The following is a 12,446-nucleotide window of genomic DNA, read 5'->3' on the forward strand; positions in this document are numbered from 1 at the left end:
CTCCAGTACGACACACTGAGGACGAATTCCGGAGGGCATGATCATGAATCGCAGCATCAAGCTGGCAGGCCTGGTGACGGGGGTCTCCATCGCCGCAGTGGTCGCGGGCGCGCTGGTTGCCGCTCAGCAGACCCCCACGCTGGCCGCCGCGAGCAACGACGGCGCCAAGCCCATCGACAGCGTCACGAAGACGGCGTCGACGACGCCGTCCACCACACCGAGCGAGTCTGCACCAAGCGGTGCGGTGAAGCTGACACTCGACCTGACCAAGCTCAAGCAGGGTGCAGCACCGAAGACGTCGTACGGCGACAGTCGCACCATGCACGTCGGCGGGAACAAGCTCACGCTGCCCGCGTCCGACGGTCAGGTCTGGGAGGTCGCCCGGACGGGGTCCAACAGCGCGCTGATCCTGCACCGGCCGAAGGACGACGGCAAGAACGTCCTCACCACCTGGAGCGATGGCACTCGCGGTGATTCCGTCACCGATGTCTCGACCGTGCGCTCCGCGGCCGATCAGGCAACCAGCGCGTACGGCGTCCAGCCGACCACCGCGGACGGCGCGGAGCTGCCGCGGTTCACGCTGGTCTGGCGCGACAACCCCAGCGGTGAGGAGTACTCGCTGCAGCGCACGGGCGAGCACGGGCCGATCGTGCACGCCGTCCAGGGCAGCGAGGTCTACTTCAGCGCGTTCAAGGGCGCGAAGGAGACGCTCTACAAGTGGATCGCCGGCGAGGACGCGCCGAAGCCGATCAACGCCGTACCGATGCCGTCCGCGGTGTCGTCGGATCTGCAGTTCGGTGCATCGGTCGTGTCGACGACCGATGACGGAAGCTGCACCACGCTGGTCGACATCGCGGCAGCCGCCAAGCGCTGGGGCACGTGTGAGTACGCGATCGACGAGATGCTCGGCGGCAGCAGCTTCGCGCTCGGCGGACCGGCGTACCGCGACGGGTACGGTGACGGTCTGTTCGCTGCTGTGGACATGCGGACCGGCCGGGCCATCCGCGAGTGGTCGGGCGGCTCCAAGGTCGCGATCATCTCCACGGTCATGGAGGACACCGATCACGTGCTGGTGCTGGCCGAGCAGGGTGGCAAGACCGCGATCGCCCGCTGCACGCCGAAGACCGGGACCTGCGAGCTCGCCGCCCCCTTGAAGAAGGGCACCGGCGACACCGACAACCGGCCCTACTTCATCGGTAGGTAGTCCACCGAGTCGAGGACCTGCTCAGCCTGGGCAGCGTCCTCGGCCCGGACCTGGATCCGGATCAGCGAGCCGTTGATCTTCTTCACCCGCTCGTACGTCGTCATTCCGGCCGGGCACTCGGCGTACTTCGCGGTCGCCGTGTCCGCGTTCTCGTTGCGATCCAGTGCGGCCGCGCAACCCACCGGAGTCGGAAGTGCGGCGGCCGACGGAACCTGATCACCGGGCAGCACACCGGCGAAGACACCGGGGGTCTTCGCACCAGGCCCGCTCCAGGCGCTGTTGTCGGCGCTCACCAAGAGGCCGGGCAGCCGGCCGGTCGCACCCTGCGGCTGCCAGCCGCTGCCGCTCCGGTTGGCGGCCCACTCCCGAGGAAGCTCGACAGACAGGACGTTCTTTTGATCCACGACTCGTACCCACTGCCGCTGAACGCCGTACTGCCAGCCCAGGTAGCCGCCGGCGCTGCCCAGCAGCGCGGCCGCGACGGTCGCCGCCACCCAGGGATTGATCGAGAACCGGCGAGCGGCCTCCGGCAGCTCGGCGGCTGTCCGCAGGGCTTCGGCGAACGAGCGGACATCGGGCCAGCGCTGCTCCCTGTCCTTGTTCAGCCCACGCCGGATCACCTCGTCCACCGCGGCGGGGACGGTCTCCAACGGCGGCGGCGGACCATCGACCGCCAGTACGGCGGCCAGCGTGGTCGCGCCGTACGGCGGTTGCCCGGCCAGCGCGGCGTACGTGACCGCGGCCAGCGCATACAGGTCGGCGCGCGGATCGAGTACGTCGCCGCGCACCTGCTCGGGTGCGACATAAGCCGGGGTACCGCCGGGCATCGTCACCCGCGACACCTTGTCGAGCGACTTGCCCAGACCGAGATCGCCGAGCATGGCCCGCTCACCGGCCGGCGTACTGCGGAAGAGCACGTTCTCCGGCTTGACGTCGCGGTGCAGAACACCGCGGTCGTGCAGCTCCTGCAAGCCGGCGCTGACGTTCTCGATCACTTCCAGCGTGCCGGCCAGCGGCAGCGGGCCCTCCTTGATGCGATCCGCCAGCGTGCCGCGGTCGGCATAGGTGAGGACCAGGAACGGGCGGCCGTCATCGGTGGTCCCGGTGTCGTGGACGCCGACGACGTACGGCGACTCGACCTTCCGCAGGAACCGCCCCTCCTCGACGAAGCGCCGCCGTACGTCGAGATCGTCGACCCAGTGCTCGGCCAGCACCTTGACCGCGACTTCCGCGTCGAGGTCCTCGTCCCGAGCCAGCCAGACCGCCGCGAAACCACCACTGCCCAATCGCCGGATCACGGCGTACCGGCCAAAATGAGAGGGCTGAACCATGGCGCCCATTATCGTCACGAGCATGTCTGACGACGCGGACGCGCTCGACGACCTGGCCCGGCGCGCTGCCCAGGACCCCGCGTTGCTGGACGAACTGATCCGGCAGGTGCAGCCGCAGGTGATGCGGATCTGCCAGCGCGTCCTGCCGCATCGCGCCGACGCCGAGGACGCCTGCCAGGACGCGCTGCTGGCGATCGCCACCAAGGTCGGCACCTTCTCGGGGCGGAGCCGGTTCAGCACCTGGGTGCATGTGGTCGCGTCGAACGCGGCCCGCGAGACCTACCGCCGGCTGAAGCGGCGCGCGGTCGAGAACACGGCCGCCTGGCAGGACGATGACCGGCCGGCGAGATACGACCGTCCCGACCCGCGGACAACCAGTGTGGTTGCCGGCACCCGGCTGGATCTGCTCGACGCGCTCGAACAGCTCGAGACCGAACTGCCCGAGACTGTCACTTCGGTGGTCCTTCGAGACATCTACGAGCTCAGTTACGACGAGATCGCCGACCAGGTCGGGATCCCGGTCGGGACCGTGAAGTCCCGGATCAGCCGGGCCAGGGTCTCGCTTAAGGCACAATTACTCCCCCGTCAGGAGTGATCTCACACCTGACGGTTTCGCCGATCGGCCGCGGGCCCGTAGGGTTTCGAACGTGTCTATCTACGATGTCGCCACATCAGACCAAGATCTGCCGGAAGTAGAAGAGCGCGCTTGGCGTGAGGTGTCCGATATCGGAGTGGCCGCTGCGCGGATCGAGTGGGCCGGTGCTGCGCGCGAGCTGCTGCTCGTCGCGGCCAAGAAGTACCAGTCGCTGGTGCAGCTCAAGGACCTCGCCGTCGGCGTCCAGGAGCAGACCGGTATCCGGACCAAGCAGCTCCCCAAGCTGTGGATCGGCGGCACCCTCGCCGAGGTCTACGCCGAGAACCTGCGCCGCGGTGAGCCGATGCTGCCGGCGCTGTGCGTCAACCCGGACGAGAGCGTCTTCGAGGGGTACGCCGCGATCGTCGGCGCCGCCACCGGTGAGACTCCCGCCGATCCCGACGCGCACGCCTCCCACGAGCGCCTCGCCGCCTACCGCTACTTTGAGGCCGGCAACCTGCCGTCCGACGGCGGCAGCGCGATGATCCCGGCCAAGCTCGGTGCCGCTCGTGCCCGCGCCCGCAAGGCCGCGATCGCCGAGCGCCCGATCAAGGCCTGCCCGAAGTGCAACCTGCAGACCCCCGCCAGCGGCATCTGCGACACCTGCGACTGATCCTGGTCAGTGAAGCTCGGCTCGCCACTCCTGATGGAGTTGCGTGAGCCGGGCTGCGAGCTCCGGTTCGCTGTCGATCAGGTTGTGTTGTTCGGCGATGTCGTCGGTGAGGTTGGCGAGGAACAGGCCGTTGCCCATCGGTGCGTGCTCGTAGGTTTGCAGGTGCCGGCTGTCTTCGGTGTCGCCGACCCAGCTGAGCTTCCAGTCGGCGTCGCGGACGGCCCACTGGAAGCCGCAGTCCCAGTGCAGGGTGCGCTGGTCCGGCTTGATCCCTTGCAGGATGGGCAACGCGTCGATGCCGTCGGTCGTGCCGGGGGCGGCGCCGGCGGCGGCTGTGAGTGTTGGTACCAGGTCGAGTGTGCTGAGTAGGCCGTCGCAGGAACGTGCGGCGGGGAGTACGCCGGGCCACCGCCACAGCATGGGGATCCGGATCCCGCCTTCCCACAGCGTGTACTTCGTGCCGCGCAGGGGCGTGTTGTCGCCGAAGTTGCAGGTCGAACCGCCGTTGTCGGTGACGTAGACGACGATCGTGTCCTCGGCCGCGCCGGTGCTGTCGATGCTGGCGAGTAGCTTGCCGATCTCGGCGTCCATGAGTTCGAGCTGGGCCAGGTAGTACTCGCGGCCGTGCGGAAGGTTCGGCACGATGACGTCGTCGTACCAGTCGCCGAAGGCCAGGCCGGTGCCGGGCGTCCAGTCGCTGAACTTCGGCAGGTTGCGGGCCTCGAGTTCCTCGTCCGGCAACTGCCAGCAGAAGTTGTGGACGGCGTTGAACGCGACCATGCAGAAGTACGGCCGGTCCTCGTTCGGGTCGCTGATGAACTCACCGGCCCGGCGGCCGATCTCGGTGGTCAGGAAACCTTCGTGCTCGACCGGATCGTCCCCCGACAACAACGGCTGGACGGCCATGTGGACCGCCGCCGGATCGCCGTACTCGGCCTGTGCCTCCTGTGAGTGGTGCAGGTAGTTCAACCGGCCGAAGGACTGACCGGCGAGACCGTAGAGCGTCGTCTCGAAGCCGTGATGCGGCGGGCAGGCGCGGTCGCCGACCTGCTCACCGCCGTAGTGCACCTTGCCGAAGTAGCCGGTGCGGTAGCCCTGGTCCTGCAGCCGCTCCGCGAGCGACGGTACGTCGTCCGGCGGGAACGACGACGATCCGAACCACTCGGCTCCCCAACGCTGCTGGTACTGACCCGAGATGATCGCGGCCCGGGACGGGCTGCAGATCGGCGCGGTCACATAGGCGTCCGTGCAGCTGACCCCCTCGGCCGCCAGCCGGTCGAGTGCCGGGGTGCGGACGTCGGCGTGGACTCCGAGCGCGGTGCGGTCGGCGTACCCGTGGTCGTCGGAGACGATGAGCAGGATGTTGGGTTTCGGCAACGGCCGGTCCTCTCAGGTTCGCACCACGCTGAACCAGGCCCGGAGCCCGGCCACGCGGCGGAGAACGAGTTGGTCGAGCAAGAGAACCACGGCGAGCGTGATGCCGAACAGAGGGAGGAAGAGCGCGAGCGCGACGACCAGGACCGCCAAGGCGGGCGTCGCCCGGAGCGGGAGGCGGCCGCGGGGCGCGCCGAGCGCGTTGCCCTTCGGACGGCGGCGCCACCACATCAGCGGCCCGGTGACACACATGAAGACGACGCCGAGGCAGAACGCCGTGGTGACCCACAGGTTCAGTGTGCCGAACCGCCGGCCCTCGTGCAGAGCGATGCCCTGGGCAACCACTTTCGCCAGGGCCGGATAGTCGCCGTACCCATACGTCGACACGACGCGACCGCCGTACTGGTCGACATGGAGACTGCGTTCCTTGGCCGGGTCGTTGAACGCGTACCCGATCGCCGAGTAGACGCCCTCCTCGTCGGCGGGCAGCGCGACCGTCATCGGGCGGCGCAACCCGTTGCGCTCACCGACCGCGATCGCGGTGTCCACGGTCGCCACCGATCGGCGCTTGTCCGCCGGATCCGAACGCGGTACGCCGGACTTCCCCACCCCCCAGGGCACCGAGTGGCTGTGCGGAAGGGATTCGTCCATGGTCGAGGTCGGATTCGACAACGCACCGTGGTCCTCGGCCCAGAACGACGTACCGCCCTGGGTCGCGAGTTTCTGGGTCTGTTCGCCCCAGACTCCGGTCCACGGCAGCCCCGACACGATCAGGAACAGCAGTCCGATGCCGAGAACCGAGCCGGTGCGGCCGTGCCGGGACCGCAGTACGGCGCCCGCCGCACCGGCTGCTCGTCGTCGTGCCCGAGCGACGCGGCCGCGGAAGAACAGGTAGTAGCCCGTCATCGCCATCACGATCGCCCAGCAGGCGGCGATCTCGATCACGTAGTCGCCCCACCGGCCGGCCATCAGCTCACCGTGCAACAGGATCGCGCCACCCGACAGCGTGGTGTCCGGGTTCAGCGCGCCCAGCACCTTGCCTTCGTACGGGTCGACGAAGACATCCCGCGGTCCGGCCGCCGTGTCGACGGAGAAGACGGTCGAACGGTTCGGTGCGGACGGCTCGGTCATCGAGACCACGGTCGCATCCGGGAACGCCTGCCGAACCTCCTCGAGCTGGGAGGAGTACGGCTGCGCGACCAGGCCGGGTGGCTGCTGGACCTTCATCAGGTCGGCGTGCAGTACCGGCTCGATCTGGAACCGGAACAGGTAGATCAGCCCGGTGACCGCCAGGATCAGCAGCACCGGGATGACCAGGAAGCTCGCGTAGAAATGCCACCGCCAGAAGGCCCGGAACAAGCCCGATCCCTTCTCCCGCGGCCCGGCCTTCTCCGCCTCGACCGGCACCGGGGCCGTCGCCACTTCACCCACGTCCACTCCTCGCTCGCAGTTCTCGGGAGTAGTCGGATGGCGGGTGCGTTCAGTTCCTGTGACCTGGGGCACAGGTGGAATTTCGTGCGACCATGGTGCGGCCATGCGACAGGCCTGGGGATTCCGAGCAGCGCGGGCCGCGATGTTCGCGGCCACCTGTGTGCTGCTCGCGGTACTCGGCCACGTGCTGATGTCCGGTACGCCGATTCCGGGCTGGGCGATTGCCCTGGCCCTCGTCGTGGTGGGCGTGGCCGCCTGGTTCGTCACCGACTGCGAACGTGGTATCCCGTTCGTGCTCGTCTCCACGGTGATGGTCCAGGCGATGCTGCACACGGTCTTCTCGACCGCCCAGGCCCATCCCATGGGTCACCACATGACCGGGACGTCGTCGTACGGGATGCTCGCGGTCCACCTGCTGGCCGCGCTGTTGAGTGGTCTCTGGCTGGCCTACGGCGAGCGGGCCGCCTTCATTGTCCTGCAGGCGGTCGCGACTCGGCTACTGGTCTCACTGCGACTGATCGCCCACCCAGGATTCACTCCGCACCACCCGCGGGTCCGGCCGCACTACTCCCCCAGGCCGCTGCGGCTCTTTCTGCTTGTGCACGCCATCATCTCGCGAGGTCCACCACGCGGAGTCCCCGTCAACTGACGGCCGACCCACCCCTGCCGCACCGGCAGGGGCTTTCCGCTTGCCTGGACCACCGAAGGATTCCCGTGATGACTTCCGCCTTGCACCAACCGCCCGACGAAACCACCACCCGCCTCGCGCTCGCCGCCCGCGCCGGCGATCTCGTTGCCCTGGACAACTTCATCCGCGCACTGCACCTCGACGTACGGCGCTATGTCAGCTACCTGAGCGCCGACCCGCAAGCAGCCGACGACCTCACCCAGGAGACGTTCCTGCGGGCCCTCAAGAGCCTGCACCGCTTCGAGGCCCGCTCGTCCGCACGAACGTGGCTGCTGTCGATCGCCCGCCGTACCGTCGCCGACCACCTCCGCCACCAGGCCTCCCGGCCCCGAATCTCCGACCACGACTGGCAACTGGCCGCCGAACAAGCCCAGCCACGCAACCTCCCCGGCTTCGACGACGGCATCGCCCTCACGGACCTTCTCGACAAACTCCCCACCGACCGCCGCGAGGTCTTCGTCCTCACCCAACTGGCCGGCCTCCCGTACGCCGAAGCAGCCACCCACCTCGGCTGCCCCACCGGCACCATCCGCTCCCGAGTCGCCCGCGCCCGAACCACCCTCGCCAACCTGGTCACCGCCGCCTGACCACCTCCAGGCCTGGCGTCCAGAAGGGCGTCAGGCCTGTTTGTAGATGCTGACTTCGGCCAGGGAGAGCGGACCGCTCTGGTTTTCGAGCTGGACGCGGACGTAGCGGCCGGAGGCGCCGGCGAAGTTGAGGGTGGTGGGGGTGCCGCCTTCGCCGGGGTGACGTTGGGCGGTCGCGCCGGAGGTGGCGCGGGCGCCGGCCAGGTCGGGGGCGGTGATGGGGTTGTCGGAGATGATGACCCAGAAGTTGGTGAGGCGGTACTCGAAACCGCCGGTGCGGTTGTAGACCTCGACATCGCCGATGGGTGCGGAGGCACCGAGGTCCACCTGCCACCAGGCTTCCTTGGCGTCGACGGCGGTGTGGGTGACCGAGTTGTTGCCGTACTCGCCGTCGGTGTTGCCGTCGACCGCGCGGGCCGCGTCGCCGCCGTAGTCCGTGGAGATCTGGGTGGCCGGCTTCCGCAGGGCCAGGTTGCCGGGGCGGGTGGGCTTGGTGATCGTCTCGGAGGTCACGTACTCGTGCGACAGCGGATCGGCGTACGTCAGGTGAACGAGCTCGACCGGGCCCGCGGCGGTGTCGACACCGGTCAGGTTGAGTACGACGCGGCCGTCGGCCCTGACCGTGAACGGGATGGACTTGCCCTTGGAGGTCTTCGCGGCACGCAAGGTGTTGTTCAGGTTCGGGACGGTCACCTGCTGGTCGGTGGACCGCGAGAACAGGAACAGGTTCATCGTGCGGTCGCGGAACGTCGTTGCTGCGAAACCGCTCGGCGGAATCGGGCCGCCGCGGGTGCCGTAGATCGCGCCACCGTAGGACTTCGTCCAGCGACCGACCTCCGCCAGCCGGTCGCGTTGTGGTTTGTCCACCTCGCCGGTCGGCTTGGGGCCGACGTTGAAGAGCAGGTTCCCGTCGCCGGTCGCCGTCGAGACCAGTGTCTTGATGATCGTCGCCGGGGACTTCAGTACGTCGTCCTCCCGCCACGACCACTGGTTCCCGATCGTGATGCACGACTCCCACGCGCGCGCCACATCGAACGAGCCGATCCGCTGTTCGGGAGTCGTGTAGTCGCCGTTCAACGTGGCCGGCGCGTCCGCCCAGTTGAGTGCGTAGCCGCGGTTGTTGATCAGCAGTCCGGGCTGGAGAGTTCGCGGTACGGAGTGGAACGTCGGCGGCCGATACACGCTCAACTCGGCCGGCATGATGCCGTCGTACCAGAGGAAGGAGATGTCACCGTAGTTCCGCAGCAACTGGTCGAGGTGGTCCATCATGTAGCCGTAGTAGTCGCCATAGTTGCCTGCGACAACTTTCGGATGGGTCCAGTCCCAGCCGGAGTAGTACAGCCCGAACTCGATCCGCCGCGACCGGCAGGCGATCGCCACCTCCTTGACCAGATCGCGACCCGACTTCCCCAGCGGCGTGTTCGCGAAGTCCGGGTAGAACGACTCGGCGAAGTTCCGCGCCCGGAACATCGGGAAGCCGTCATGGTGCTTACTCGTCAGCACCAGGTACTTCATCCCCGCCGACACCGCGACATCGGCCAGCCCCTCGGCCCACCCCGTGGCCGGCAAGAACGATTTGTACGCCGCGTCGTACACGGGATCGGTCTTCACCGACGGATCGTTGTACGGCGCTCCGTCGTCCGGCCGCCCGGGCCGATAAGCCTTCCGCCCCCACCCGGTCTCGACCTGCGTCAGGCTGGCCGGCCCGAAATGGACGAACAACCCGAACCGCAGCTTCGCCAAGGCCTCCTGGGCATCCACCCGGCGCCCAGCCGATGGTGCCGGCTCGGCGTGCGCCTCTGCGGTGGTCGAACCGAACATCGTGGCGGCAACTCCTAGTGCTGGTGCGCCCAGAAGGATCGAGCGGCGGCGTAAACCATCGGCGGAATCAGACATCGGCGTGGCCTTTCGGTCGGGCGGGACAGGGGCACGACAAATCGGATACGATATTGGAAGTTAGGAGTGAACCAGGCCGGTGTCAATGGCCGGGACCGGAGGAGACCTCGTGCGCGGAGCAGCTCCACAGCAGACGCCCAAGTTGCAGCCCGCCCCGCGGCTGATGCTGCGCGAGAGCGTGTACGAGTCGCTGAAACGCCTCTTGATGGACAACGACCTCGAGCCCGGCACCCGGCTGTCGATCGACGGTCTGGCCCGTGACCTGCAGGTCTCCCAGACACCCGTGCGGGAGGCACTCTTCCGCTGCGAGGCCGAGGGTCTGGTGGTCCGCCGACCGAACGCGGGTTACCACGTCGCTCCCCTGCTCGGCCGCGACGCGCTCCTCGACCTCTACGACCTCCGCCTGCTGCTCGAACCCACGGCCGCCGCGCGCGCCGCAACCGCCGCGACCGATCACCACCGGCAGGACATCGACGACGCCGTCCACGCGATGGCTCCCGCCGTACCGGGTGACGGCTATCAGGCGTATCGCGAGTTCGCGGAAGAGGATGCGAAGTTGCACGGCACGATCGCTCAGGCCGGCGGCAATCCACTGATCGCCGAAACGCTCGACCGGCTGCGCGCGCACACCCACTCGTACCGGCTGTACTTCCGGCACGGCATCGCCGAGGTCACCACCACCGAGCACCAGACGATCCGGGACATGATCCACCGCCGCGACCCGGCCGGCGCCGAACAGGCCATGCGGACCCACCTCGAGAACTCCCGGATCCGGCTGCTCGCCGCCTACGACGACGTCTGACGCCCCGGGGTGCCGTTGAGGTGATCCAGGGTGGGGATCGTACGGTTGAGGCGTGAGTACCTTGGAGCGGCTGGATGCTGCGCAGCGGCGGCGCCGGCGGCTCGGGTTCCCGCTCGCCGTGGTGTACAAGTTCTTCGACGACCAGGGCAGCTACCTGGCGGTGATCATCACCTACTACGCCTTCGCGGCGATCTTCCCGCTGCTGCTGATCTCCTCGTCGGTGCTCGGGTTCGTGCTCCAGGGCGACGAAGATCTCCAGCGCGCCGTGCTGCAGTCCGCACTGAAGGAGTTCCCGATCGTCGGGACCCAGCTGGCAACACCACAGGGCCTGCAAGGCAGTACGGCGGCCGTCATCGTCGGCACGATCACCGCCCTGTACGGCATCATCGGGCTCGGCCAAGCAGTCCAGAACGCGGTCAACGTCACCTGGGGCGTCCCCCGCAACGTCCGCCCCAACCCTTTCCGCGGCCGGCTGCGCTCCGGGGCACTGCTGTCGCTGGCCGGTCTCACGGTCCTCAGCTTCGCCACCCTGACAGTCCTCGCCGGCAGCCAAGCCTCCCTAGCCGGCGCAGTCGCCGCCGACCTGAGCTGGCTCGTCTCAATCGGCTCGATCCTGGTGCTCACCGCAATGCTGACCCTGTGCCTGCGCCCCGGCCGACGACCTCGCCCACCCTTCCGGCAAATCCTCCCCGGCGCACTCTTCACCGCCCTCGGATGGCACCTGCTGGAACGCCTAGGCGGCATCTACGTCAACGACGTACTGGCCAAGGCAAGCGAGGTCAACGGCATCTTCGCCCTGACCCTGGGCCTGATCGGACTCATCTACGCCGCCTCGGTGATCGCGGTGATCGGCGCCGAACTCAACTCGGTCATCGCCCACCAGCTCTACCCTCGCTCCCTCCTGGCCCTCTTCACCGACTCAGCCACCAACCTGACCCCAGCCGACCACCGCGCCTACGCCATGTACGCCCAAGCCCAACGCCACAAAGCCGCCGAAACCATCGACGTCACCTTCAAACCCCACAAACCCACCCCCGACTGAGCAATGCGTCAGTGGGCGTCACAGGGATGTCCGCGGGTGAGTTCGGCGAGTTGGGCCAGGCGGTGGGCTCGGGCGGATTCGGCGGGGGTGAAGGGTTCTGTGGGGCGGGTGAAGGCGAAGAAGCCGGCCCAGGGAGAGGGGATCTTCAGGATGGTTCCGTCGGTGGGGAGTGGGCCGGCCAGGTGTGCTCGGTCGGTGACCAGTTGGGCGCCGAGGAGTTCTGCTACTGCGTGTGGCAGCTCGGTTGGGTCGCTGACTACGCGGGCGGCCAGGCTCAGGGCCTTGGTTTGACCGTCGATCAGGGCTAGGGCTGTCGTCGGCCAGACCTGGACGTCGCCTCCGCCCGCAGCCTCGACGACAGCTGACAGTGCACCGGAGCGGATCGCTTCGGGGGCGGACACGACCAGCTCGTCGCGGACGCCGTCCTCGATGGTGTGGACGTGCAGGCCGAGGATGTTCGCGTCTACCGTGGCCAGCCCGTGAGCGAGGCGCTCGAGGGAGCCGACGCTGTCTGGCAGCGTGACGCGAATGCGCCACAACGCGTCGATGCCGGTCCCCGGTCGCGCCTGCGGTGCGTGCAGCCAGGTCCGCAGGAAACGCATCGCGGACGGCTCGACCACCCAGATCACCAGCACGGTTGTCGTGACCACGAGCAGTGCGACAGCGACGACGTACGGCGGGTGGATCGCCAGCACGACTGCGTGCAGTGCGAGCTCGACCGGGAACACGGCCAGGAGCTTGGCCACCGTCAATCGCAGCCGCCGCGGGTGCGGGAGGCGGCCGCAGACCTCACACGCTTCCCCGCCGACGAGCGCCGTACGCAACGAGTCCATGCGGCCAGAAT

12 protein-coding genes are annotated in these 12,446 nt (G+C 68.4%); 7 read left to right on the forward strand and 5 right to left on the reverse strand.

The window, feature by feature from the left end; genetic code table 11:
• Positions 1 to 43 precede the first annotated feature (43 nt).
• The gene (locus ACFCV3_RS12805) at positions 44 to 1,204 is read left to right on the forward strand and encodes a hypothetical protein (RefSeq protein WP_376029545.1); all 1,161 of its coding nucleotides are present in this window, start codon (positions 44 to 46) and stop codon (positions 1,202 to 1,204) included.
• On the opposite strand, the gene ACFCV3_RS12810 is transcribed toward ACFCV3_RS12805, so the two are convergent.
• Entirely contained in the window at positions 1,186 to 2,535 is a 1,350-nt protein-coding gene (locus ACFCV3_RS12810; protein WP_376029548.1) for a serine/threonine-protein kinase, read from the reverse strand. The two genes, ACFCV3_RS12805 and ACFCV3_RS12810, sit on opposite strands and share 19 nt — an antisense overlap.
• Before the next feature lie 22 nt (positions 2,536 to 2,557).
• Here ACFCV3_RS12810 and ACFCV3_RS12815 point away from each other — a divergent pair, with 22 nt between their 5' ends.
• Positions 2,558 to 3,130, forward strand: coding sequence for an RNA polymerase sigma factor (locus ACFCV3_RS12815; RefSeq protein ID WP_376029550.1), 573 nt, complete (start codon positions 2,558 to 2,560; stop codon positions 3,128 to 3,130).
• Positions 3,131 to 3,182: 52 nt separating this feature from the next.
• Positions 3,183 to 3,782, forward strand: a complete 600-nt coding sequence (locus tag ACFCV3_RS12820; RefSeq protein ID WP_376029552.1) for a hypothetical protein — start codon at positions 3,183 to 3,185, stop codon at positions 3,780 to 3,782.
• 6 nt (positions 3,783 to 3,788) lie between these two features.
• Here the strand turns inward: ACFCV3_RS12820 and ACFCV3_RS12825 are convergent, their stop codons facing one another.
• Positions 3,789 to 5,159, reverse strand: a complete 1,371-nt coding sequence (locus tag ACFCV3_RS12825) for a sulfatase (protein WP_376029555.1) — start codon at positions 5,157 to 5,159, stop codon at positions 3,789 to 3,791.
• Positions 5,160 to 5,171: 12 nt separating this feature from the next.
• Positions 5,172 to 6,587, reverse strand: coding sequence for a PepSY-associated TM helix domain-containing protein (locus ACFCV3_RS12830; protein ID WP_376029557.1), 1,416 nt, complete (start codon positions 6,585 to 6,587; stop codon positions 5,172 to 5,174).
• A gap of 103 nt (positions 6,588 to 6,690) precedes the next feature.
• Here ACFCV3_RS12830 and ACFCV3_RS12835 point away from each other — a divergent pair, with 103 nt between their 5' ends.
• Together ACFCV3_RS12835 and ACFCV3_RS12840 are read left to right on the forward strand one after the other, a co-directional pair.
• Positions 6,691 to 7,236, forward strand: a complete 546-nt coding sequence (locus ACFCV3_RS12835) for a hypothetical protein (RefSeq protein WP_376029559.1) — start codon at positions 6,691 to 6,693, stop codon at positions 7,234 to 7,236.
• 68 nt (positions 7,237 to 7,304) lie between these two features.
• Positions 7,305 to 7,862 (forward strand): sigma-70 family RNA polymerase sigma factor, encoded by a 558-nt coding sequence (locus tag ACFCV3_RS12840; RefSeq protein WP_376029561.1) that lies wholly within the window; start codon positions 7,305 to 7,307, stop codon positions 7,860 to 7,862.
• A gap of 30 nt (positions 7,863 to 7,892) precedes the next feature.
• Here the strand turns inward: ACFCV3_RS12840 and ACFCV3_RS12845 are convergent, their stop codons facing one another.
• Positions 7,893 to 9,683, reverse strand: a complete 1,791-nt coding sequence (locus ACFCV3_RS12845) for an alpha-L-fucosidase (RefSeq protein WP_376029563.1) — start codon at positions 9,681 to 9,683, stop codon at positions 7,893 to 7,895.
• A gap of 184 nt (positions 9,684 to 9,867) precedes the next feature.
• Here ACFCV3_RS12845 and ACFCV3_RS12850 point away from each other — a divergent pair, with 184 nt between their 5' ends.
• Together ACFCV3_RS12850 and ACFCV3_RS12855 are read left to right on the forward strand one after the other, a co-directional pair.
• Complete coding sequence (locus tag ACFCV3_RS12850; protein ID WP_376029565.1) at positions 9,868 to 10,560, forward strand: GntR family transcriptional regulator; 693 nt, start codon at positions 9,868 to 9,870, stop codon at positions 10,558 to 10,560.
• A 52-nt stretch (positions 10,561 to 10,612) separates the two neighbouring features.
• Positions 10,613 to 11,602, forward strand: a complete 990-nt coding sequence (locus ACFCV3_RS12855; protein WP_376029568.1) for a YihY/virulence factor BrkB family protein — start codon at positions 10,613 to 10,615, stop codon at positions 11,600 to 11,602.
• 8 nt (positions 11,603 to 11,610) lie between these two features.
• On the opposite strand, the gene ACFCV3_RS12860 is transcribed toward ACFCV3_RS12855, so the two are convergent.
• Positions 11,611 to 12,435, reverse strand: a complete 825-nt coding sequence (locus ACFCV3_RS12860; protein ID WP_376029569.1) for an amino acid-binding protein — start codon at positions 12,433 to 12,435, stop codon at positions 11,611 to 11,613.
• Positions 12,436 to 12,446: the final 11 nt, after the last annotated feature.

The organism is Kribbella sp. NPDC056345, from assembly GCF_042262745.1.
GTDB lineage: Bacteria > Actinomycetota > Actinomycetes > Propionibacteriales > Kribbellaceae > Kribbella.

Bases quoted from the DNA above. Each gene is read 5' to 3' on its own strand.
- ACFCV3_RS12805 (WP_376029545.1), top strand. From the start codon at position 44: ATGAATCGCAGCATCAAGCTGGCAGGCCTGGTGACGGGGGTCTCCATC.
- ACFCV3_RS12810 (WP_376029548.1), bottom strand. From the start codon at position 2,535: ATGGTTCAGCCCTCTCATTTTGGCCGGTACGCCGTGATCCGGCGATTG.
- ACFCV3_RS12815 (WP_376029550.1), top strand. From the start codon at position 2,558: ATGTCTGACGACGCGGACGCGCTCGACGACCTGGCCCGGCGCGCTGCC.
- ACFCV3_RS12835 (WP_376029559.1), top strand. From the start codon at position 6,691: ATGCGACAGGCCTGGGGATTCCGAGCAGCGCGGGCCGCGATGTTCGCG.
- ACFCV3_RS12840 (WP_376029561.1), top strand. From the start codon at position 7,305: ATGACTTCCGCCTTGCACCAACCGCCCGACGAAACCACCACCCGCCTC.
- ACFCV3_RS12845 (WP_376029563.1), bottom strand. From the start codon at position 9,683: ATGTTCGGTTCGACCACCGCAGAGGCGCACGCCGAGCCGGCACCATCG.
- ACFCV3_RS12860 (WP_376029569.1), bottom strand. From the start codon at position 12,435: ATGGACTCGTTGCGTACGGCGCTCGTCGGCGGGGAAGCGTGTGAGGTC.